General features: G+C 70.2%; 19 protein-coding genes and 2 pseudogenes. 13 read left to right on the top strand and 8 right to left on the bottom strand.

Annotation, left to right across the window (positions count from 1 at the left end; genetic code table 11):
- Window positions 1–84: 84 nt before the first annotated feature.
- A complete protein-coding gene (locus tag LJ657_RS35805; protein WP_232653083.1) occupies window positions 85–1242 on the top strand; it encodes a DUF2786 domain-containing protein in 1158 nt (385 codons plus the stop codon).
- Between the two features lie 133 nt (window positions 1243–1375).
- Here the strand turns inward: LJ657_RS35805 and LJ657_RS35800 are convergent, their stop codons facing one another.
- From LJ657_RS35800 to LJ657_RS35785, 4 genes and pseudogenes are all read right to left on the bottom strand, one after another.
- Complete coding sequence (locus tag LJ657_RS35800) at window positions 1376–1900, bottom strand: DUF4232 domain-containing protein (protein ID WP_232653082.1); 525 nt, start codon at window positions 1898–1900, stop codon at window positions 1376–1378.
- Window positions 1901–2007: 107 nt separating this feature from the next.
- Window positions 2008–2523, bottom strand: a complete 516-nt coding sequence (locus LJ657_RS35795; protein ID WP_232653081.1) for a hypothetical protein — start codon at window positions 2521–2523, stop codon at window positions 2008–2010.
- A 147-nt stretch (window positions 2524–2670) separates the two neighbouring features.
- Window positions 2671–2975: pseudogene (gene rpsN, locus LJ657_RS35790) on the bottom strand (30S ribosomal protein S14).
- Window positions 2975–3142, bottom strand: a pseudogene (locus LJ657_RS35785) (large ribosomal subunit protein bL28); the annotation flags it as partial. The pseudogenes rpsN and LJ657_RS35785, both read right to left, overlap by 1 nt.
- On the opposite strand from LJ657_RS35785, the gene rpsR reads away from it, so the two are divergent.
- Both rpsR and LJ657_RS35775 read left to right on the top strand, forming a co-directional pair.
- On the top strand, window positions 3114–3296 hold the full coding sequence (gene rpsR, locus LJ657_RS35780; protein ID WP_232653080.1) for a 30S ribosomal protein S18: 183 nt from the start codon (window positions 3114–3116) through the stop codon (window positions 3294–3296). The pseudogene LJ657_RS35785 and the gene rpsR sit on opposite strands and share 29 nt — an antisense overlap.
- Before the next feature lie 300 nt (window positions 3297–3596).
- On the top strand, window positions 3597–3815 hold the full coding sequence (locus LJ657_RS35775) for a DUF397 domain-containing protein (protein ID WP_232653152.1): 219 nt from the start codon (window positions 3597–3599) through the stop codon (window positions 3813–3815).
- Window positions 3816–3908: 93 nt separating this feature from the next.
- On the opposite strand, the gene LJ657_RS35770 is transcribed toward LJ657_RS35775, so the two are convergent.
- Window positions 3909–4403 carry an ATP-binding protein gene (locus LJ657_RS35770; RefSeq protein ID WP_232653079.1) on the bottom strand — a complete coding sequence of 165 codons (495 nt, stop codon included), beginning with the start codon at window positions 4401–4403 and terminating at the stop codon, window positions 3909–3911.
- A 343-nt stretch (window positions 4404–4746) separates the two neighbouring features.
- Between LJ657_RS35770 and LJ657_RS35765 the strand changes: the two genes are divergently transcribed.
- The 4 genes from LJ657_RS35765 (at window position 4747) to LJ657_RS35750 (ending at window position 8469) form a co-directional block, all read left to right on the top strand.
- On the top strand, window positions 4747–5583 hold the full coding sequence (locus LJ657_RS35765; RefSeq protein WP_505016527.1) for a Sco1979 family transcriptional regulator: 837 nt from the start codon (window positions 4747–4749) through the stop codon (window positions 5581–5583).
- A gap of 112 nt (window positions 5584–5695) precedes the next feature.
- The gene (locus LJ657_RS35760; RefSeq protein WP_232653078.1) at window positions 5696–7159 is read left to right on the top strand and encodes an aldehyde dehydrogenase family protein; all 1464 of its coding nucleotides are present in this window, start codon (window positions 5696–5698) and stop codon (window positions 7157–7159) included.
- A gap of 104 nt (window positions 7160–7263) precedes the next feature.
- The gene (locus LJ657_RS35755) at window positions 7264–7803 is read left to right on the top strand and encodes a DinB family protein (RefSeq protein WP_232653077.1); all 540 of its coding nucleotides are present in this window, start codon (window positions 7264–7266) and stop codon (window positions 7801–7803) included.
- A 24-nt stretch (window positions 7804–7827) separates the two neighbouring features.
- Complete coding sequence (locus LJ657_RS35750) at window positions 7828–8469, top strand: PadR family transcriptional regulator (protein ID WP_232653076.1); 642 nt, start codon at window positions 7828–7830, stop codon at window positions 8467–8469.
- A 146-nt stretch (window positions 8470–8615) separates the two neighbouring features.
- Here the strand turns inward: LJ657_RS35750 and gad are convergent, their stop codons facing one another.
- Complete coding sequence (gad, locus tag LJ657_RS35745) at window positions 8616–10016, bottom strand: glutamate decarboxylase (RefSeq protein WP_232653075.1); 1401 nt, start codon at window positions 10014–10016, stop codon at window positions 8616–8618.
- A gap of 356 nt (window positions 10017–10372) precedes the next feature.
- Between gad and LJ657_RS35740 the strand changes: the two genes are divergently transcribed.
- Together LJ657_RS35740 and LJ657_RS35735 are read left to right on the top strand one after the other, a co-directional pair.
- On the top strand, window positions 10373–11155 hold the full coding sequence (locus tag LJ657_RS35740) for a MerR family transcriptional regulator (RefSeq protein ID WP_232653074.1): 783 nt from the start codon (window positions 10373–10375) through the stop codon (window positions 11153–11155).
- 183 nt (window positions 11156–11338) lie between these two features.
- Complete coding sequence (locus LJ657_RS35735) at window positions 11339–12217, top strand: DedA family protein (RefSeq protein WP_232653073.1); 879 nt, start codon at window positions 11339–11341, stop codon at window positions 12215–12217.
- A gap of 89 nt (window positions 12218–12306) precedes the next feature.
- Here the strand turns inward: LJ657_RS35735 and LJ657_RS35730 are convergent, their stop codons facing one another.
- Window positions 12307–13977 carry a threonine/serine exporter family protein gene (locus LJ657_RS35730; protein WP_232653072.1) on the bottom strand — a complete coding sequence of 557 codons (1671 nt, stop codon included), beginning with the start codon at window positions 13975–13977 and terminating at the stop codon, window positions 12307–12309.
- Window positions 13978–14081: 104 nt separating this feature from the next.
- Window positions 14082–14573: an inorganic diphosphatase gene (locus tag LJ657_RS35725; protein ID WP_030942583.1), complete on the bottom strand. Its 492-nt coding sequence runs from the start codon at window positions 14571–14573 to the stop codon at window positions 14082–14084.
- Window positions 14574–14652: 79 nt separating this feature from the next.
- Between LJ657_RS35725 and dacB the strand changes: the two genes are divergently transcribed.
- The 4 genes from dacB (at window position 14653) to hpt (ending at window position 19441) form a co-directional block, all read left to right on the top strand.
- Window positions 14653–16281, top strand: coding sequence for a D-alanyl-D-alanine carboxypeptidase/D-alanyl-D-alanine endopeptidase (gene dacB / locus LJ657_RS35720; protein WP_232653071.1), 1629 nt, complete (start codon window positions 14653–14655; stop codon window positions 16279–16281).
- 169 nt (window positions 16282–16450) lie between these two features.
- Window positions 16451–17590, top strand: coding sequence for an Rv3626c family coenzyme F420 biosynthesis-associated protein (locus LJ657_RS35715; RefSeq protein ID WP_232653070.1), 1140 nt, complete (start codon window positions 16451–16453; stop codon window positions 17588–17590).
- Between the two features lie 192 nt (window positions 17591–17782).
- Window positions 17783–18826: a tRNA lysidine(34) synthetase TilS gene (tilS, locus tag LJ657_RS35710; protein WP_232653069.1), complete on the top strand. Its 1044-nt coding sequence runs from the start codon at window positions 17783–17785 to the stop codon at window positions 18824–18826.
- 54 nt (window positions 18827–18880) lie between these two features.
- The gene (gene hpt / locus LJ657_RS35705) at window positions 18881–19441 is read left to right on the top strand and encodes a hypoxanthine phosphoribosyltransferase (protein WP_030043337.1); all 561 of its coding nucleotides are present in this window, start codon (window positions 18881–18883) and stop codon (window positions 19439–19441) included.
- The last annotated feature ends 143 nt before the right edge of the window (window positions 19442–19584 follow it).

The following is a 19584-nucleotide window of genomic DNA, read 5'->3' as shown; positions in this document are numbered from 1 at the left end:
CGCGTGCTGATCCGACCCGTGCTCGTACGCAGGCTCCGATCCGCGGCTGACCCGACTGTCAGTGCCGCGTGGCACGATCGACGAGTGAGCAGCACTACGTCCAGCACCGTCGAACGCGCCTTCCAGGCCGCCCTTTACGCCGAGACCGACACCGCCCTCGACACGGGCGCGTCCCTGCTGGCCGCGGACCCGGCGGCGGACGCCGAACTCGCGCGCCGCGGCCAGGAGTTCGTGGCGACGGCCTGGCGGCGCGGCTGGCAGCCCGCCGACGTCGTCCGGATCGTGCGACGCGAGCTGGACGACGTACACGTACGCCTGGCGGCGGCGCTGATCCGGGCGCAGACGCCGTACGACGGCCCGCGCGGCCCCCGCTGGACCGCGCAGCTGGCCGAGCTCACCGCCGAGGCGGCCGAAGCGGCCGAGGCCACCGGCACAGCACCCCGCCCCGACCGCTTCTCGCACGCGACCGCCGTCCTGGAGCTGTACCGCCTGCTGCTGCGCCTGCCGACCCTCGACCCCCTCGACGAGCCCATCCGGCGGCCCGATTCCGGCTCCGGAGCCGACCCGAGATCCGGCTCGCGCATGCTCACCCGTATCCGCGCGCTGCTCGCCAAGGCGGAGGCGACCGGGTTCCCCGACGAGGCGGAGGCGCTGTCCGCCAAGGCGCAGGAGCTGATGGCCCGGCACAGCATCGACGAGGCGCTGCTCGCGGCCCGGGCGCCGTCCCCCGACGCCCCCGGCGCCTGCCGTATCGGCGTGGAGGCACCGTACGAGCAGGCCAAGGCCGTGCTGCTGGACGCGGTCGCCACCGCGAACCACTGCCGGGCCGTGTGGAACGAGCCGCTGGGCTTCTCGACCGTCGTCGGCTTCGAGGCCGACCTGGAAGCCGTCGAGCTCCTCCACACCTCGCTCCTCGTGCAGGCCACGACGGCGATGACGAAGGCGGAGACCGCCCAGCGCGCGGGCGGCCGCAAGCGCACCAAGACCTTCCGCCAGTCCTTCCTCGCGGCCTACGCCCACCGGATAGGCACGCGCCTCGCGGCGGCCGCCGAGACACAGGTGACCGACGACCTGCTCCCGGTCCTGGCCTCCCGAGAGGTCGCGGTCACGACCCACACGGACCGCATGTTCCCCGACACGACCACGACCCGCCTGCGCGGCGTGACCGACGAGGCGGGCTGGACGGAGGGAGCCCGGGCAGCGGACCGCGCCCGGGTGGGGACCCGGCCGCGGCTTCCGTGAGGCGTCCCGATGCCAGGGGCAGCGCCCCATCAGGGGAGCGCGCTCCGTCGATGTGCGGCTCCGCCACGCGGGCGCGACAAGCCACGACGGCCGCAGACGTTCGACCACCCTTCGCGGCACATCCCGCGGAGCGTCAGTCGCCGGCCTGCTGGAACGGACTCACCGAAGCGTTCGGCCCGCCCGCGCCGCCCTTGAGGGCGACTTCGCCGTACGACCACGTGAAGCTGTGACCGGCGGTCGCCCCGGGCAGGGTGAACTTCGCCGTCTTCACCGGAAGGCTCTTCTGACCGCCCGCCTTGCCCCGGACGTAGCTGATCGTGAAGGAGGCCGTCGCCCCCTTGGCGAGGTCGAGCTTCTGGGCCTTCGCGGCCTTGTCGGCGGGGACGGCGTCCGACGCGCCGCCCGCCTGCAGGGCGACGCCCGGGAACCCGTTCAGGGTGCACTTGGCGCCGCGGTTGGTGAGCGTGACGGTGACGTTGCCGGAGTCCCCGGCGGACGGGGCGGCGCTCGCCGCGACCTGCACGCCGACGGTGTCGAGCGTGCAGCCGCCGCCGGCCTTGTTCTTGTTCGTGGAGCCGCTGTCACCGCCGCCGCTGTCGCAGGCGGTCAGCAGGAGCGCCGCGGCGAGAGCGGCGACGGCGATCTGGGTGGCGCGCATGTGGATCCTCTGGTGCTCTGCTGGTGCTCGGCGGCGTGATGCCGGTGCTGGCGTGCATCGATCATCACGCACGAACCCGTGCGGCGGTTGCCCGCCCTGCCCTCGGACTACTGACCGAGGCCCGCTGTCGGCAGCCCCGACGGCAGGGTCCCGCCCTCCGACTTGGTGTACGTCTCCTTGCCGGCACTGCCCGACCAGGTGATCTTCAGCGAGTTCCTGGACACGGAGTCGACCATCCCCGTCGCCCGCTCCTTGCCGCCCTTCGTGCAGGTGAGGTGGATCATCTGCATCCCGGCCTCCTTGCCCGCGGTCCCGCTGCACACGGCCCCGCCGGTCGAGAAGAGCCCGGCCTGCTTGCCGTTGATCACCAGGGCGACGGCCTTGCCGCCGGTCGTGGCGAGCCAGCTGCCCTGCAGGCTGTCGGACGCGCTCGTCGTCCCGCCGTTGCCGCCGCCCGTGCCCGCGCTGGAGGCGGCGGGGCTGGACGAGGAGCCGTCCTTGGAGTCGCCGCTGCTGCACGCGGTGAGCACGAGCGCGCCCGCCAGCCCCGCGGCGGCGGCCGCGATCCGCAGGTGCCGGCGAGACATCGTGCGGGCCGGACGCATGAAGGACGCCGAAGTCACTGGTAGCTCCCAAGCAGTAGCAACGAGCAGTGGCAAGCCGTAGCCGGTGGGCCGGGCCGGTACGGCCCGAGCGCCCGCAGCAAGCTACCAGGGACGGCCGTCCACCCCATGAGGAGCGGCTGTGAGATTCACCGGACCCACCCGCGCTCACCAGGACGACTTGCGCACCCCCGGCAGGTAACCGGCATGCGCCTGCCCCCGCAGCGAGACCCGCGACAGCCCGAACGCCCGGAAGTACCCTCGCGGCCGCCCGTCCACCTGGTCCCGGTTGCGTACGCGCGTCGCGCTCGCGTCGCGAGGCTGGCGCCGCAACTCCCGCCGGGCGGCGATCCGTTCCGCCTCCGTCGACGACGGCCGCCGGATGATCTCCTTCAGCTCGGCGCGCCGCTCGGCGTACCGGGCGACGATCGCCTGCGCCGCTCGTTCTTCGCGATCTTGCTCTGCTTCGCCATCAGACCCGCACCCCCCGGGCACGGATCCGCGCCACGGCCGCCTCGACGCCGATCGCGTCGACGGCCCTGATCCCCTTCGTGCTCAGCCGCAGCCGTACGTACCGGCCCTCGCCCGGCAGCCGGTACCGCTTGCTCTGGATGTTGGGGTCGAAACGGCGGGAGGTCCGCAAGGACACCGATCTGCTGCGGAAGTTCATCTCCGAGCGAGGCAAGATCCGCAGCCGCCGGGTCACCCGCGTCACGGCCCAGCAGCAGCGGCTGCTCGCTCGAGCGATCAAGAACGCCCGGGAGATGGCACTCCTGCCGTACACGGGCCGCTGAGGCTTCCCCCACAGGCCGGTTGGTTGGAGGTTGGAACAAGAAGGCCGCGGTACGCGTCTCTTCCAGTGCGTGGGGTTCGACCCGACGCACGCTGTATGGACCCTCGGGCATCCGCTGGAACGGATGCAGCACCCCGTACGTCACACCTGTAACCACAGAACCACCCCGCGTGCACGTGCATCTGCTCATGCATCCGCACGTGAACACAGCTATGATCCGGACCAGTTGACCACTGCATCACTGGCCCCAAAGCCACCGCACCACCGGGAGCGACCTGTGGACCACGACGTGTACAACGGCATGGCAGCCACGGAGTTGAACGGGGTGGCCTGGCAGAAGAGCCGGCACAGCAACTCGCAGGGCTCCTGCGTGGAGTTCGCCCGGCTGCCCGGCGGGGACGTGGCCGTCCGCAACTCGCGCTTCCCCGAAGGTCCGGCGCTCGTCTACACGCGTGCGGAGATCGAGGCGATGCTGCTGGGCATCAAGGACGGCGAGTTCGACCACCTGATAGTGGGCTGACGCCCGGTCGCCCCGGGGTTCAAATCGGGGCAATCAGTGCCTTGCGTGCAGTAACGCGCGTAGAACCCCGGCGTCGGACGGCGCCGGGGTGCGCTATTCGGCGGTCGACGGCCGGGGTGGGTGCGGCAGCTGGAACAGCGCCCAGACGACCTTGCCGCCGAGCGTGCCCGCCATCGGGTGCCAGCCCCAGCTGTCGGCGAAGGAGTCGACGAGGAACAGGCCGCGGCCCGACTCCGCCGAGAAGTCGTCCGCCTCGCGCGGTGCCGGGGTCGCGTGGCTCGGGTCGCGCACCGCGCACACCAGCCGCTCCGTCCAGCGCATCAGGTGCAGCCGCACGGGCGGGGTCTGCTCCGCGGTGCACAGGCTGCCGGTCGGCAGGCCGTGCCGCAGCGAGTTGGTGACCAGCTCGGACACCACCAGGCAGACGTCGTCGAAGCGATCGCCGATGTCCCACTGGTCGAGCGTTCTGCGGGTGAACCGCCTTGCCTCGCGCACCGCTTCGTAGCGGGCGGGCAGAGCGCAGGAGGCGGCGTTGGACACGGCCGCGGGATCCAGCGGCGGAAGGCCCTGCCGTAACGGCTCGAGCATGGTCGATCCATTCGTCCCCATGCGAGGCACTCCCGAGGAATTCGCGGTCGTTGCGATGCAGCGGTTGCGCGAGACCATGGTCTTGGATGCGCGGTGCAGATGCAAGGTGCAGATGCACGTGCACGCGACCGAATTGGACCCTCCCGTACCGCTTGTTGGCCATTTTTTCCGCCATCTTCTCTCCCACTGCTTGCCAACTCCTTCCCCCTTCCTGTGCAGAATCTTTGGGTTCTTTGCTTCTCTGTAATCGGACGAGTACTGCTCGGAGTGATTTAGTGGCAGACTTCGGCCCCTGAAGGCGTTGGGGAGGCTGGCGAACGTGAGCGTGGGAGAGCCCGGATCGGTGGTGCGGCGCATGCTGCTCGGCTCGCAACTCAGGCGACTGCGTGAGGCGCGCGGCATCACGCGCGAGGCGGCGGGCTACTCGATCCGCGCCTCCGAATCGAAGATCAGCCGCATGGAGTTGGGCCGGGTGAGCTTCAAGACACGTGATGTCGAGGACCTGTTGACTCTGTACGGCATCACGGACGAGCAGGAGCGCACCTCGCTGCTCTCCCTCGCCCGGGAGGCCAACGTCGCGGGCTGGTGGCACAGTTACTCGGACGTCCTGCCGACCTGGTTCCCCACCTATGTGGGCCTGGAGGGCGCGGCGCACCTGATCCGGGCGTACGAGGTGCAGTTCGTGCACGGCCTGCTGCAGACCGAGGCGTACGCACGTGCAGTCGTACGGCGCGGTATGAAGGGTGCGAGCAAGGCCGACATCGACAAACGCGTGGAGCTGCGTCTGGAGCGGCAGAAGCACCTCGTCTCCGCGGGCGGCCCCGACTTCCACATCGTCCTGGACGAGGCCGCGCTGCGCCGCCCCTACGGCGACCGCGAGGTGATGCGGGGCCAGCTCCAGCATCTGATCGCGGTCTCCGAACGCCCCAACGTGCGGCTGCAGATCATGCCGTTCAGCTTCGGTGGTCACTCGGGCGAGAGCGGCGCGTTCACGATCCTCAGCTTCTCGGAGTCCGACCTGTCGGACGTCGTCTATCTGGAGCAGCTCACCAGCGCTCTCTACCTGGACAAGCACGAGGACGTCATCCAGTACGAGAGGGCGCTCAAGGAACTCCAGCAGGACAGCCCCGGACCGGACGAAAGCCGCGATCTTCTGCGCGGTCTCCTTCAACTCTCCTAGGGTTCTCCCCATAAGTTCGCTCAGAGTCCCCAACTCTCCTGGCGCGCCCGTACGATGACGTGTGATCAGACCGTCACGTTGATCGTGTGTCTGCTAGTGATTTGGGGATCACATGTCGTCGTCCTACTTCACCGACCTGGCCCAGCAGTACATCGACGGTGAGTGGCGCCCGGGCACCGGCTCCTGGGACATCATCGACTTCAACCCGTACGACGGCGAGAAGCTGGCGTCGATCACCATAGCCACGGTCGACGAGGTCGACGAGGCGTACCGGGCGGCGGCCGGTGCCCAGAAGCAGTGGGCCGCCACCAATCCGTACGCGCGCCGGGCGGTCCTGGAGAAGGCCCTCCGGCTGATCGAGGAGCGCGAGCAGGAGATCACCGAGGTGATCATCGCCGAGCTCGGCGGCACCTACCTGAAGGCCGGCTTCGAGCTCCATCTCGCCAAGGAGTTCCTGCGCGAGTCGATCCAGTGGGCGCTGCGCCCCGAGGGCAAGATCCTTCCGTCGCCGGTGGACGGCAAGGAGAACCGCCTCTACCGCGTTCCGGTCGGCGTCGTGGGCGTCATCAGCCCCTTCAACTTCCCCTTCCTGCTCTCCATCAAGTCGGTCGCCCCGGCCCTCGCGCTGGGCAACGGTGTGGTGCTGAAGCCGCACCAGAACACCCCGATCACCGGCGGCTCCCTGGTCGCGAAGATCTTCGAGGACGCCGGACTGCCCGGCGGTCTGCTCAACGTCGTCATCACGGACATCGCCGAGATCGGCGACGCCTTCATCGAGCACCCGGTCCCCAAGGTCATCTCCTTCACCGGCTCCGACAAGGTCGGCCGCCATGTGGCCACCGTCTGCGCCTCGCACTTCAAGCGCTCGGTCCTCGAACTCGGCGGCAACAGCGCGATCGTGGTCCTCGACGACGCCGACATCGACTACGCGGTCGACGCCGCGGTCTTCAGCCGGTACGTCCACCAGGGCCAGGTCTGCATGGCCGCCAACCGTGTTCTGGTCGACCGTACGATCGCCGACGAGTTCACGGAGAAGTTCGTCGCCAAGGTCAGGACCCTGAAGGTCGGCGACCCGAGAGACCCGGGGACCGTCATCGGCCCGGTGATCAACTCCTCGCAGGCGGACTCCCTTTCGGCCACCGTCGAGCAGGCCATCGCCGAGGGCGCGACCGCCCTGGTACACGGCACGACCACCGAGAACCTGGTCCGGCCCTCCGTCCTCACCGGGGTCCCCGCAGACTCGGCCCTGCTGCGGCAGGAGGTCTTCGGCCCGGTCGCCTTCCTCATCCCCTTCGACGGCGAGGAGGAGGCCGTACGCCTCGTCAACGACACGTCGTACGGCCTGAGCGGCGCCGTCCACACGGGCGACATCGAGCGGGGCGTCTCCTTCGCCAAGCAGATCGACACCGGCATGTTCCATGTGAACGACGGCACCGTCCACGACGAGCCCCTCGTCCCCTTCGGCGGAGAGAAGAGCTCCGGCCTCGGCCGACTGAACGGCGAGACGACCGTCGACTCCTTCACCACGCTGAAGTGGATCTCGGTGCAGCACGGGCGGAGCGGGTTCCCGTTCTGACCGCCGCCCCCTCTCGATCGAGGACAGAACCTGACCTGAACGCCCCGTAACTTCATCGGTGTCAGGAGGCCTCCCGAGGCCCCGATCCGACGAAGGGCGACGTCATGGTCACGCACGTACCGGCAGAGGCGCAGGGCGACGAGCGCGGGGCGCTGCTCGCGTTCATCGAGGAGCAGCGCGGTGGCATCCGCCGGGCGCTGCTCGGGCTGACCGAGGAGCAGGCCGCGAGCAAGCCCAGTGCGAGCGAGCTGTCCCTCTCCGGTCTCCTCAAGCATGTCGCCGAGGTCGAGCAGGGATGGATCGCCCGCGCCAAGCAGGAGCCGGCGGCCGTCAAGCGGGACGAGACCAACTGGCACGAGACCTTCCAGCTCGTCGACGGCGAGACCGTCGGGTCCCAGCTCGCGTACTGGGAGAGGGTCGCCGCCGAGACGGAGGCGTACATCCGCTCCGTGCCGAGCCTCGACGACACCTTCCCGCTCCCGAACGACCCCTGGTTCCCGCCGGAGGGCCGTGTCTCGGTGCGCTGGCTCTGTCTGCACCTGATCCGCGAGACGGCCCGGCACGCGGGCCACGCCGACATCATCCGCGAGTCCCTCGACGGGAAGACGGCGTTCGAACTGGTCGCCCTGGAGCAAGCCGGCTGAGCCATTGACAATAGGCTGGGCGGCATGTCCGCGATCCGTCTCCTCGTGCTGGGCGCGGTCCGCCAGCACGGGCGGGCCCACGGCTACCAGGTGCGGGGCGACCTGGAGTACTGGGGCGCGCACGAGTGGTCCAACGCCAAGCCCGGCTCGATCTACCACGCCCTGAAACAGATGGCGAAGCAAGGGCTGCTGCACGCGCACGAGATCGCACCGTCCACGGCCGGCGGCCCGCCGCGCACGGAGTACGAGATCACCGACCGGGGCACCGGGGAGTTCTTCCGGCTGCTGCGTGAGGCGCTGACCTCGTACGACCAGAAGATGGACGTCAAGTCGGCGTCCATCGGCTTCATCGTCGAGCTGCCGCGCGGCGAGGCGGTGGCGCTCCTGAAGGAGCGGATCCGGCGGATCGAGGAGTGGCGGGGGGCCGTGACCGAGCACTACATCCCGGACGACGGCCCCGAACAGCTCGGCCACATCGGCGAGATCATGAACCTCTGGGTCCACACGGCCGACGCCGAGGCCGAGTGGACCCAGGGGCTGATCGGCCGGATCGAGAGCGGGGCCTACACGTTCGCGGGGGAGGGCGCACCGTTCGTCGGCGTCCTCGCCGAGGGCGAGGAGAACCCGTACGCGACCGGGGAGCGGCATCCGGGGGACGCGCGCTGAGGTGCCCTTGACTCGTGTCCTCTTGGCGGTCCCCTCAGGGTTCAGGTTGGCGGTCCCCTCAGGGTTCAGGCCCCGTACGGAGGTTCGCGCGCCTGGGCAGCTGGTGCGCCAGGGCCCGCGAAGCCGACTGGTGTGCCGGACCGGCCCTAGTGGTGGAAGCCGGTGGCCGCCTCCTTGTCCCTGGTCAGGGGGTGCGGCTGGCGGCGCAGTTCCGGGAGCAGGCGGGTCAGGTCCTCCACGAACAGGTCGGCGAGGTCGGCGGAGAAGCCGTTGCGGCACACCACCCGCAGCACGGACAGGTCCTCCCGGTTCGGCGGGAAGGTGTACGCGGGCAGCAGCCAGCCGCTCTCGCGCATCCGCCGGGACACGTCGAAGACGTCGTACGACTCCACGCCCGGCGCGGTGGTGAAGGCGAAGACGGGCAGCTCGTCGCCCCTGGTCAGGAGCCGGAAGTCGTCGAGCGCCTCCACCCGTTCGGCGATGCCCGTGGCCACGTCCCGGGTGGTCTGCTGCACGGCCCGGTAGCCCTCCCGGCCCAGCCGCAGGAACGTGTAGTACTGGGCGACCACCTGGGCGCCGGGGCGCGAGAAGTTGAGGGCGAAGGTCGGCATGTCGCCGCCCAGGTAGTTGACCCGGAAGACGAGTTCCTCGGGCAGCGCCTCCTTGTCGCGCCACAGCGCCCAGCCGACGCCCGGGTAGACCAGCCCGTACTTGTGCCCCGAGGTGTTGATGGACGCCACGCGCGGGAGGCGGAAGTCCCACACCAGGTCCTCGTCGAGGAAGGGCGCGACCATGCCGCCGGACGCGGCGTCGACGTGCACCGGGATGTCCAGCCCGGTGCGCTCCTGGAGGGCGTCGAGCGCCGCACACAGGTCGGCGATGGGCTCGTACGAGCCGTCGAAGGTGGAGCCGAGGATGCCGACGACCCCGATGGTGTTCTCGTCGCAGAGGGCGGCCGCGGCCTCCGGGTCGAGGTGGAAGCGCTCGCCCTCCATGGGGACCAGACGGGGCTCCACCTCCCAGAAGTTGCAGAACTTGTCCCAGCAGACCTGGACGTTGACGCCCATGACGAGGTTGGGGCGGGCGCCCGGTGCGGGGTTCCGCTTGCTCCAGCGCCGCTTGAGCGCCATCCCGGCGAGCATGCACGCCTCGCTCGAACCGGTCGTCGAACAGCCCACCGCCGCCGACGGATCCGGCGCGTTCCACAGGTCGGCGAGCATCGCCACACAGCGCCGCTCCAGCTCGGCGGTGCGCGGGTACTCGTCCTTGTCGATCATGTTCTTGTCCCGGCACTCCGCCATCAGGACGCCGGCCTGCGGCTCCATCCAGGTGGTGACGAAAGTGGCCAGGTTCAGCCGTGCATTGCCGTCCAGCATCAGCTCGTCGTGCACCAGCTGGTACGCCGTCATCGGCGGCAGGGGAGCATCCGGGAGCCGGTGCTTGGGCGGCGCCTCGGTCATGCCGCCGACCGGATTGGCCTCCCCGTAGAAGGGGTTGACCGACAGCGGGCGCTCGTCGGGCTTCTCGGGACCTTTGTGGAGCGGCATGGACGTCTCCTCGTGTCTTCTCGGGAACGGGTGCCGGCGGACCGGAGTTCCACCGCCGCGCAGTCGCATCCGGAATGCCCAGGACGCCCGCGGCGACACCGGGCGCCGGGTGAACGGCCGGTAAGAGGACTAACAGCAGGCCCGCGCCCACGACGAGAGCGGGGAGGATCATGGGCGACAACGCGTGCGGGAGCGGCCGGGGCGGCAGACGCCCGCGCGGTGCCATGAGCCACAGGCCCACCATAAGCGGGCATGACGGACGAAACATCCGGAGGGGTCCGCCCAGGAATCCGGCTTGCACCTCACGCGACGTGAGGACTCACCGTGGAGTGCGTACCGAGAAGGGAGCGGACGAAGTGAGCCACTCGGCAGGACAGGACGGCTACTCCGTGGGGCAGGTCGCGGGCTTCGCCGGCGTCACGGTGCGCACGCTGCACCACTACGACGACATCGGCCTGCTCGCCCCGAGCGAGCGCAGCCACGCGGGCCACCGGCGCTACAGCGAGGCCGATCTCGACCGGCTGCAGCAGATCCTGTTCTACCGGGAGCTCGGCTTCCCGCTCGACGAGGTCGCCGCCCTGCTCGACGACCCGGCCGCGGACCCGCGCGCGCACCTGCGCCGCCAGCACGAGCTGCTGACCGCCCGGATCGAGAAGCTGCAGAAGATGGCAGCGGCCGTGGAGCACGCCATGGAGGCACGCAAGATGGGCATCAACCTCACCCCCGAGGAGCGGTTCGAGGTCTTCGGCGACAAGGACCCCGAGCAGTACGCCGAGGAGGCCGAACAGCGCTGGGGCGGCACCGATGCGTACGTCGAGTCGCAGCGCCGCGCCGCCACCTACACCAAGGAGGACTGGAAACGCATCCAGGCCGAGGTCGACGACTGGGGCCGGCGGTACGCCGAGCTGGTGGCCGCAGGGGAGCAGCCCGCCGGTGAGGCCGCCATGGACCTGGCCGAGGAACACCGGCAGCACGTCACCAGGTACTTCTTCGAGGTCCCGTACGAGATGCACCGGTGCTTCGGGGACATGTACGTCTCCGACGAGCGGTTCAAGGCGTTCTACGACGCCATGCACCCGGGCCTCGCCGAACACCTCAGGGACGCCATCCGGGCGAACGCGTCCCGCCACAGCTCGTAAACCAGTGAGGCCCTGGCCCGGGGGACCACTCCCGGGCCAGGGCCTCACAGGTTTGTGACGGCGGGCGCACAGTGCATCCTGGAGACACCGGTGGAACCTGGGGCGGACACCTTGCGTTGATAGCTTTGGGGCGCCCGCACAGGGACGCCGTACCTTCCTCCACCCCCTCAGGAGCCCGGAACCGTGACGACGCTTGCCCTCGGACCGAGCTGGCTGGATCCGAACTACCTTCTGGACAACTTCGGCATCTGGGGCCTGCTCCTCGTCGTCTTCGCGGAGTCGGGCCTGCTCATCGGCTTCTTCCTGCCGGGCGACTCGTTGCTCTTCACCACCGGCCTGCTGATCACGACCCACCAGCTGAACTTCCCGCTCTGGGCCGCCATCGCCCTGATCTGCCTCGCCGCGGTCCTGGGCGACCAGGTCGGCTACATGTTCGGCAAGAAGGTCGGCCCGTCGCTCTTCAACCGCCCCGACTCCCGCCTCTTCAAGCAGGAGAACGTGGTCAAGGCCCACGAGTTCTTCGAGAAGTACGGCCCCAAGTCCCTGGTCCTGGCCCGCTTCGTACCCGTGGTGCGCACGTTCACGCCGATCATCGCCGGCGTCAGCGGCATGAAGTACCGCTCGTTCCTGACCTTCAACGTCATCGGCGGCGTCCTGTGGGGCGCCGGCGTCACCCTGCTCGGCTCCTGGCTCGGCAAGATCGACTTCGTCAACAAGAACATCGAAGCGATCCTCATCCTGATCGTCCTCGTCTCGGTGATCCCGATCATCATCGAGTTCCTGCGCGCCCGCTCCAAGGCCAGGAAGACCCCCCAGCCGCCCGCCCCGGCCCAGCACCGGCAGCAGCCCCCCGCCATCGACGACGCGACGACCCAGCTCCGCCGCATCCCGCCCACCGACGACCAGGGCTACCACCACCAGCAGTATCAGCAGCCCCAACAGCAGCAGCCGTACTATCCGGACCAGAACTACGCCCAGCAGTACCCACAGCAGCAGCCGTACCACCAGGGCCAGTACGACGACCAGCAGAACCAGCAGTACCCGTACAACCAGGGTTACTGAAGCGCCCTACAGGGGCGCGGGGAACTGCGCGATCAACCACAACCGACCTGCACTCGCAGCCTCGCACGAGGCCCCGGGCCGTCAGGCGCTCAGAACCCACGCGTCCGCTTCGCAGCCCGCCGCCCCGCCGCAGAAGCCCCGCCGGGCACCCGCAGGAACAACCGCGAGATCTCCGACCCCAGATTGACCCCGATGGCAATGGCCATGGCCAACGACGCCGCCGTGGCCAACGACACCAACCCCTTGTCGACTTGGTTCTTCGCAATCGACAACAGCCCGAAGTAAGTGGCCGACCCCGGCAGCAGGGGCCCGATCGCCGCCGTCGTGTACGGCAACGCGGAAGCGAACCGGTACCGCGACAACAACTGCCCGAACAACCCCACCAGCCCGGCCGCGACAGCCGTGGAGGCAACCGGCGAGATCTTGCCGGAGTAGTGCAGCGCGCCGTACACCGACCACGCGACACCACCGTTCAGCGTCACCCAGAGCACGGTGGCCCGCTCCTGCTGCAGCAGCACGGCGAACGTCAGCGACAGCAGCATCGACGCCCCGATCTGCCAGCCGGGCCGTGAGGCGATGTGCACGGCCGCGTCGGGGTTGAGCTTGGCGTCCAGGTTCACCCCGAAATACAGCACCACCAGCACACCCACGACGATGCCGACGAACAGGTACATGACCTCCAGCAGCCGCGCCGACGCGGTGATGTAGAACCCGGTCAGCCCGTCCTGCACGCCCGCCACCAGCGCGCGCCCCGGCAGCAGCGCGAACAGCCCACCGGTGATGACCGCGGACGCCTTGACGTCGACGTGCGCGGCGGTGAGCGCGACCCCGATGGCCGCCGGAGGCATCGCGGCGACCGTGAACTGGTAGAACTCCGGCAGTCCGCGCCCGGCGCACAGCCAGGCCAGCCGGTCGCCGAGCATCGCGCCGAGCATCGCCGCGATGAAGACGGCCCAGTCACCGCCGACGAGCACGGAGGCCGCCCCGGCGAGCAGTCCGCTCGCCCCGGTCAGCACCCACCCCGGGTACGGGTGCCGGTTGCGGCGGATCTCGGCGAGCCGCCGGTAGGCCTCCTCCAGCGAGAGGTGGGTCTCCGGGTCGCTGAGGTCGTCCACCAGCTGGAACACGGCCGCCAGCCGCGTGTAGTCGGTGGCCCGGCGGCGCACGGTACGCGAAGCCGTCACCGGGTCGTCGACCAGGGACGGCTGGTACGAGATCGACAGCAGGGTGAAGGTGACGTTCGGCTCGCAGCGGTCGAGGCCGTAGGACCGGCAGACCGCGAACATCGCGGCCTCCACGTCCTCCGCGCCCTCGCCGCCCGCGAGCAGCAACTCGCCGATGCGCAGGGTCAGGTCGAGGACGCGCGGGACGGCCGGACCGCCCTCCTCCGCCTTCGGCCCCGGCTCCGGGGCGGGCCGCTCGGCCACCGGCATCCGCAGCATGGTGCGCATCCGGTCCTGCCAGGGCACGTCCTTGGTGAGGCTGACCACCGGTATGCCGGTCGCCGGCGTGAACGCGGCCGGAGCGTGCTGGGTGCTGTAGGTGCTCGGCGTGCTGAACGCCGACCCCTCGGGCTCGGCGCTCGGCGCCTGCGGCACGTCCAGTCCGTCGGGGACGGCGAACTCGGACGTGGTCTCGGGCTCGACGACGACCCTGGGGGCGGCGAACCCCGCCGGAATGGCGAACTCCGAGGTGATCTCTGGATCGAACGTGCCCCTGGCCTCGTCCGACTGCGGCTTGCGGTCCTCCGCCTCCGTCACTTGAGTAACGCTCCCTGTACGACGCGTGCAGCTAGGCCAGTATGCGCACAGAAACACGAACGGGCCGCACGCGTGCGCGTACGGCCCGTTGGACGACTCAGGCCTCAGTGGCCGCCTGACTCCTTGAAGCGCTTGTACGACCGCTCGATCTCGATCTCGGCGTCGACCCGGCCCACCCAGTTGGCGCCCTCGACGGACTTGCCGGGCTCCAGGTCCTTGTAGACCTCGAAGAAGTGCTGGATCTCCAGGCGGTCGAACTCGGAGACGTGGTGGATGTCGCGCAGGTGCTCGACGCGCGGGTCCGTCGCCGGCACGCACAGCAGCTTGTCGTCGCCGCCGGCCTCGTCCGTCATCCGGAACATGCCGATCGCACGGCACTTGATCAAGCAGCCCGGGAAGGTCGGCTCGTCCAGGATGACCAGCGCGTCCAGCGGGTCGCCGTCCTCGCCGAGAGTGTTCTCGACAAAGCCGTAGTCGGTCGGGTAGGCGGTCGAGGTGAAGAGTCGACGGTCCAGGCGGATCCGACCGGTCTCGTGGTCCACCTCGTACTTGTTCCGCGAACCCTTCGGGATCTCGATCGTGACGTCGAACTCCACCGGTGGCTCCTCCATGATCAACACATAGTTCTGGTGGTTAAGTGTCCCTCACGCAGGTGTGTGATCGCGAAAGGGGCTGGTGGTCGTGCCAGAGCTGAGGCCTTGGCGGGCCGCGAGGCCGCATGTGGTGCGGGCCGCGAACGCCGTCCGACCGCGTCTGGCACGGGCCGCCCAAGCCGTGCGTCCGAAGCTCGAACGAGCCGCGGACGCTGCGAAACCGCAGCTCGCACGGGTGCGGCCGACCCGCATCAGATGGCCGAAGACCGTCAGGACCTGGCAGTACACCGCGGGCGCCGCCACCGCCGGTGTGACGCTGGCCGTCGCCGTGGCGACCGCCGCCGGCCCCTGGGACTCCACCGGTCAGCGTACGGCCGAGGCGGACCGTGCAGCCGCCCTGGACCGCACGGGTGGCGCAGATCACGGACGTAATCCGGATACATCCGATTCAGGCGATACGGCGGCCGGGGGACCGCGCCCCGCCCCCAGCGCCGCATCCGTCCTGACCGGCCTGGGCGGCGCCATGAGCACCGTCAAGTCGGCCCCGGCCGGCCCGGCCCTCTCCGGCGTCCTTGGCCCCCTGCTGCAGGACACGGCGCTCGGCACCCGGCACACCGCCGCGGTCGTCGACGTCGCCACCGGCAGGCGCCTCTACGGCTCGGGCGCCGACATCGCGCAGACCCCCGCCTCCGTGACGAAGATCGCCACCGCGGTCGCCGCGCTGTCGACGCTCGGCGCCGACCACCGCCTGACCACCCGCACCGCCCTGGAACCGGACACCAAGGAGCTCATCCTGGTCGGCGGCGGCGACCCGACCCTGACGGCGCACGGGGAGGCCGACGGCTGGGCGAGCCTGCCGGACCTGGCCGAGAAGACGGCGGCCGCCCTGAAGAAGCGCGGCATCAAGGAGGTCACGCTGTCCTACGACACCACCCTGTACGCAGGGCCCGAACTGCACTCCATCGGCGTCAACCCCAACCTCGCGCCCGTGAGCGCCCTGATGGCCGACGAGGGCCGTACGGACGACTCGACCAGCGGCCCCGTCGACCGCGTGCCGGACCCGGCGGCGGACGCGGCCCGCAAGTTCGCCTCGTTCCTGGAGGCCCACGGCGTCAGGACCACGTCCCCCGGCCCGTCCAAGGCGACGACCCGCGCCGAGAACCTCGCCGCAGTGTCGTCGCCCCCGCTCTCGTCCCTGGTCGAGCGCATGCTGACCAACAGCGACAACGACATCGCGGAGGCCCTGGCCCGCCAGACGGCCGCCGCATCGGGGAAGCCCGTGAGCTTCGACGGCGGTGCGTCCGCGATCGCCGGCGCCCTGCAGAAGCTCGAACTCCCGCTCAAGGGCGCCGAGTTCCACGACGGCAGCGGCCTCGACCGGGACGACAGACTCACCGCCGACCTGCTCACCGCCCTGCTGGTGAAGGCCGGCGACCCCTCCCAGCCCGAACTGCGCCCGGTCCTGACGGGCCTGCCGGTGGCCGGCTTCACCGGCACCCTGACCAGCCGCTACACAGGCGGAGCGGCAGGAGTCGTACGAGCGAAGACGGGCACCCTGACGGGCGTGAACACCCTGGCCGGAACGGTCGTCGACCAGGACGGCCGACTGCTGGCTTTCGCCTTCCTGGCCTCGAACACGACCAATGCCCTGGAAGCCCAGTCGGCACTGGACCGGACGGCCACGGCACTGGCGGCGTGCGGCTGCAGCTGATGCCTTGCCGTCGGCCTGACGCTACCGCTGTTACCGCCGTGGGCAGTCGTTCCGCTGGGGCGGAACGGGTGGGCACGGCCTCCACCCCCGGGCGCAGCCACAGCCGCCGCACGCTGCAGCCGACCTCCGCGGCCTGCCCCAAGTGGGAACGCTCACGTACCGTTGACGCATGACGAGCATCGGTGGTGCCGAGATGGTCGACTGGAATCTCGCGGTCGCGACCGCGACCCGGCTCGTGCGGCCGGGCCCCGACGTGAGCCGCGACGAGGCCCGGGCCGTCGTCGCGGAACTGCGCCGGCATGCCAAGGCCTCGGAGGAGCACGTCAGGGGCTTCACCCGGATGGGCACGGAGGAGACCCACGACACCCCGATCCTCGTCGTCGACCGCCCCGGCTGGGTCCGGGCGAACGTCGCGGGCTTCCGGGAGATCCTCAAGCCGCTGCTGGAGAAGATGCAGGAGCGGCGCGGCAACACCCCCGGGGGCGCGGTCCTCGGCGCGGTCGGCGGCAAGGTCACCGGCGTGGAACTGGGCATGCTGCTGTCGTTCCTGGCCTCCCGCGTGCTGGGCCAGTACGAGACCTTCGCGCCGGCCACCCGTGAACTTCCCGCGGGGAGCCCCTCTGATCCACCGAGTGGCGGCGGCCGACTGCTCCTCGTCGCCCCGAACATCGTGCACGTGGAGCGCGAACTCGACGTACAGCCCCACGACTTCCGCCTCTGGGTCTGCCTGCACGAGGAGACACACCGCACCCAGTTCAGCGCGGTGCCGTGGCTGCGCGACCACCTCGAGGGCGAAATCCAGTCGTTCTTGGGGGAGACCGAAGTGGACCCCATGACCGTCCTTGAGCGCATCCGGGAGGCGGCCCAGTCGCTTGCCGGCGGTCGCCCCGAGGGCGAGGAGGACGACGGCGGGCGGTCCTTCGTCGAGATCGTGCAGACCCCGGCGCAGCGCGAGATCCTCGGCCGCCTCACCGCCGTAATGTCGCTCCTGGAGGGCCACGCGGACTTCGTGATGGACGGGGTTGGCCCGGCCGTCGTGCCGTCCGTCTCCGAGATCCGCGAGAAGTTCCAGCAGCGCCGGGCGAAGGGCGCCTCCCGACTGGACATGGCCCTGCGCAAGCTGCTGGGTCTGGATGCCAAACTCAGGCAGTACCGCGACGGCGAACGCTTCGTACGGGCCGTCGTGGACCAGGTCGGCATGGACGGCTTCAACCGAGTGTGGACCTCCCCCAACACCCTGCCCACCAAGGCGGAGATCGCCAAACCGGCGGACTGGGTCGCGCGGGTGCACCGCAAGAGTGAGTCGTGAACCCCGTGGGAAGGTCGTGAAACGAATCCGGCCGACGGCAGGCGAACGCCCCTCCAATCACCCGTCCGAGGGACCGTGAGCCATGGGTAGGCGTGCGATGCTCGGGGAACGGCCCGGTTCTGTCACCATCTACACACTCTGAGTGACCGAACTCGGGCTCACCCCCCGAAAACTTCATGAAGGGAACCGGACATGGGTCCCCATCCTGCGGTCGCGGCGATACGCCTGGCGGTCCGCCGCGTCCTCCACGACATCCTCAACGACCACCGGACCACCTCCGAGGCCCCCGGGCTCTCGCGACCGACCCCGCACGAGCGCCCCTCGCCGCCGCTCGTGCTCGTGGCGTGCTCCGGCGGCGCCGACTCGATGGCCCTCGCCTCCGCCCTCGCCTTCGAGGCCCCCAAGCTGGGCATCCGGGCCGGCGGCATCACCGTCGACCACGGGCTGCAGCCCGGTTCCGACCTTCGGGCCGACGAAGTCGCCCTGCGCCTACGCGAACTGGGCTTCGACCCGGTGGACTCCGTCGCCGTGACCGTGGGCCGCGAAGGGGGACCCGAAGCCGCCGCCCGCGACGCCCGGTACACCGCCCTCGACGCCGCGGCCGTCCGCCACGGCGCCGCCGCGGTCCTGCTCGGCCACACCCGCGACGACCAGGCCGAGACGGTCCTGCTGGGCCTCGCCCGCGGCTCGGGCATCCGCTCCCTGTCCGGAATGGCCGCGGTCTCGGGGGCCGACGGCCGTTACCGCCGCCCGTTCCTCCAGCTCGACCGGCAGACCGCCCGCAAGGCCTGCATGGTCCAGTCGCTCCCCGTCTGGGACGACCCCCACAACGCGGATCCCGCGTACACCCGCTCCCGGCTGCGCCACGAGGGCCTTCCCGCCCTGGAGAAGGCGCTCGGCAAGGGCGTCGTCGAGGCACTCGCCCGCACCGCCCAGCTCTCCCGCGACGACGCCGACGCCCTCGACTCCTGGGCCGGGCAGGCCGAAGCCTCCGTACGCGACGGCGCGGGCCTCCTGGAGTGCGCCAAGCTCTACGCCCTGCCGCCCGCCGTGCGCCGCCGCATCCTGCGCCGCGCGGCCATCGAGGCCGGGGCTCCCGCCGGTTCCCTCTTCGCCCGCCACATCGAGGAAGTCGACCGGCTGATCACCGGCTGGCGCGGCCAGGGAGTCATCAATCTCCCGGGCAAAGTCGTCGCCCAGCGCCAGGGTGGCAGACTGGTGATTCGGCAAGGCTGAAACCTTGCCCCCTTTGGGGGGTGATGGGCGGCCGCGGTGGGACGACCGAAAGTGATGCGGGTGGACGCGAAAGACATGGGCACCGACCTCAAAGAGGTGCTCATCACCAAGGAAGAGATCGACGCGAAGCTGGTGGAGCTGGCCGCGAAGATCGACGCGGAGTACGCGGGCAAGGACCTGCTCATCGTCGGCGTCCTCAAGGGCGCGGTGATGGTCATGGCCGACCTCGCCCGAGCGCTGTCCACCCCCGTCACCATGGACTGGATGGCCGTGTCGTCGTACGGCGCGGGCACCCAGTCCTCCGGTGTGGTGCGGATCCTCAAGGACCTCGACACCGACATCAAGGGCAAGCACGTCCTCATCGTCGAGGACATCATCGACTCCGGCCTGACCCTGTCCTGGCTGCTGTCCAACCTCGGCTCCCGCGAGCCCGAGTCGCTCAAGGTGTGCACACTGCTGCGCAAGCCGGACGCCGCCAAGGTCGCCATCGACGTCGAATGGGTGGGCTTCGACATCCCGAACGAGTTCGTCGTGGGCTACGGCCTCGACTACGCCGAGAAGTACCGCAACCTCCCGTTCGTCGGTACGCTCGCGCCCCACGTCTACGGCGGCTGAGCCAGCAGGGCCGTCTTTGTAGGACGATCGGGAACCCCAGCGGGTCTCGCGCCGTTGGAGCATGCAGAGACGGGAACGACAGCCGTCCGAGCGGCTCCGTGCGGCTTCGGGCCACAATGCTGGGGTACCGTCAGAAGAACTGT

The sequence above is a fragment of the Streptomyces guryensis genome (assembly GCF_021261325.1).
Lineage (GTDB): Bacteria > Actinomycetota > Actinomycetes > Streptomycetales > Streptomycetaceae > Streptomyces > Streptomyces guryensis.
The sequence above is the reverse complement of the archived record's forward strand: the minus strand, read 5'-3'. Positions and strand labels throughout refer to the sequence as shown.

Coding starts and splice junctions, on each gene's coding strand:
- LJ657_RS35800 (WP_232653082.1), bottom strand. CDS start 1,900: ATGCGCGCCACCCAGATCGCCGTCGCCGCTCTCGCCGCGGCGCTCCTG.
- rpsR (WP_232653080.1), top strand. CDS start 3,114: ATGTTGGGGTCGAAACGGCGGGAGGTCCGCAAGGACACCGATCTGCTG.
- LJ657_RS35775 (WP_232653152.1), top strand. CDS start 3,597: ATGGCAGCCACGGAGTTGAACGGGGTGGCCTGGCAGAAGAGCCGGCAC.
- LJ657_RS35770 (WP_232653079.1), bottom strand. CDS start 4,403: ATGCTCGAGCCGTTACGGCAGGGCCTTCCGCCGCTGGATCCCGCGGCC.
- LJ657_RS35760 (WP_232653078.1), top strand. CDS start 5,696: ATGTCGTCGTCCTACTTCACCGACCTGGCCCAGCAGTACATCGACGGT.
- LJ657_RS35755 (WP_232653077.1), top strand. CDS start 7,264: ATGGTCACGCACGTACCGGCAGAGGCGCAGGGCGACGAGCGCGGGGCG.
- LJ657_RS35750 (WP_232653076.1), top strand. CDS start 7,828: ATGTCCGCGATCCGTCTCCTCGTGCTGGGCGCGGTCCGCCAGCACGGG.
- gad (WP_232653075.1), bottom strand. CDS start 10,016: ATGCCGCTCCACAAAGGTCCCGAGAAGCCCGACGAGCGCCCGCTGTCG.
- LJ657_RS35715 (WP_232653070.1), top strand. CDS start 16,451: ATGACGAGCATCGGTGGTGCCGAGATGGTCGACTGGAATCTCGCGGTC.
- tilS (WP_232653069.1), top strand. CDS start 17,783: ATGGGTCCCCATCCTGCGGTCGCGGCGATACGCCTGGCGGTCCGCCGC.
- hpt (WP_030043337.1), top strand. CDS start 18,881: ATGCGGGTGGACGCGAAAGACATGGGCACCGACCTCAAAGAGGTGCTC.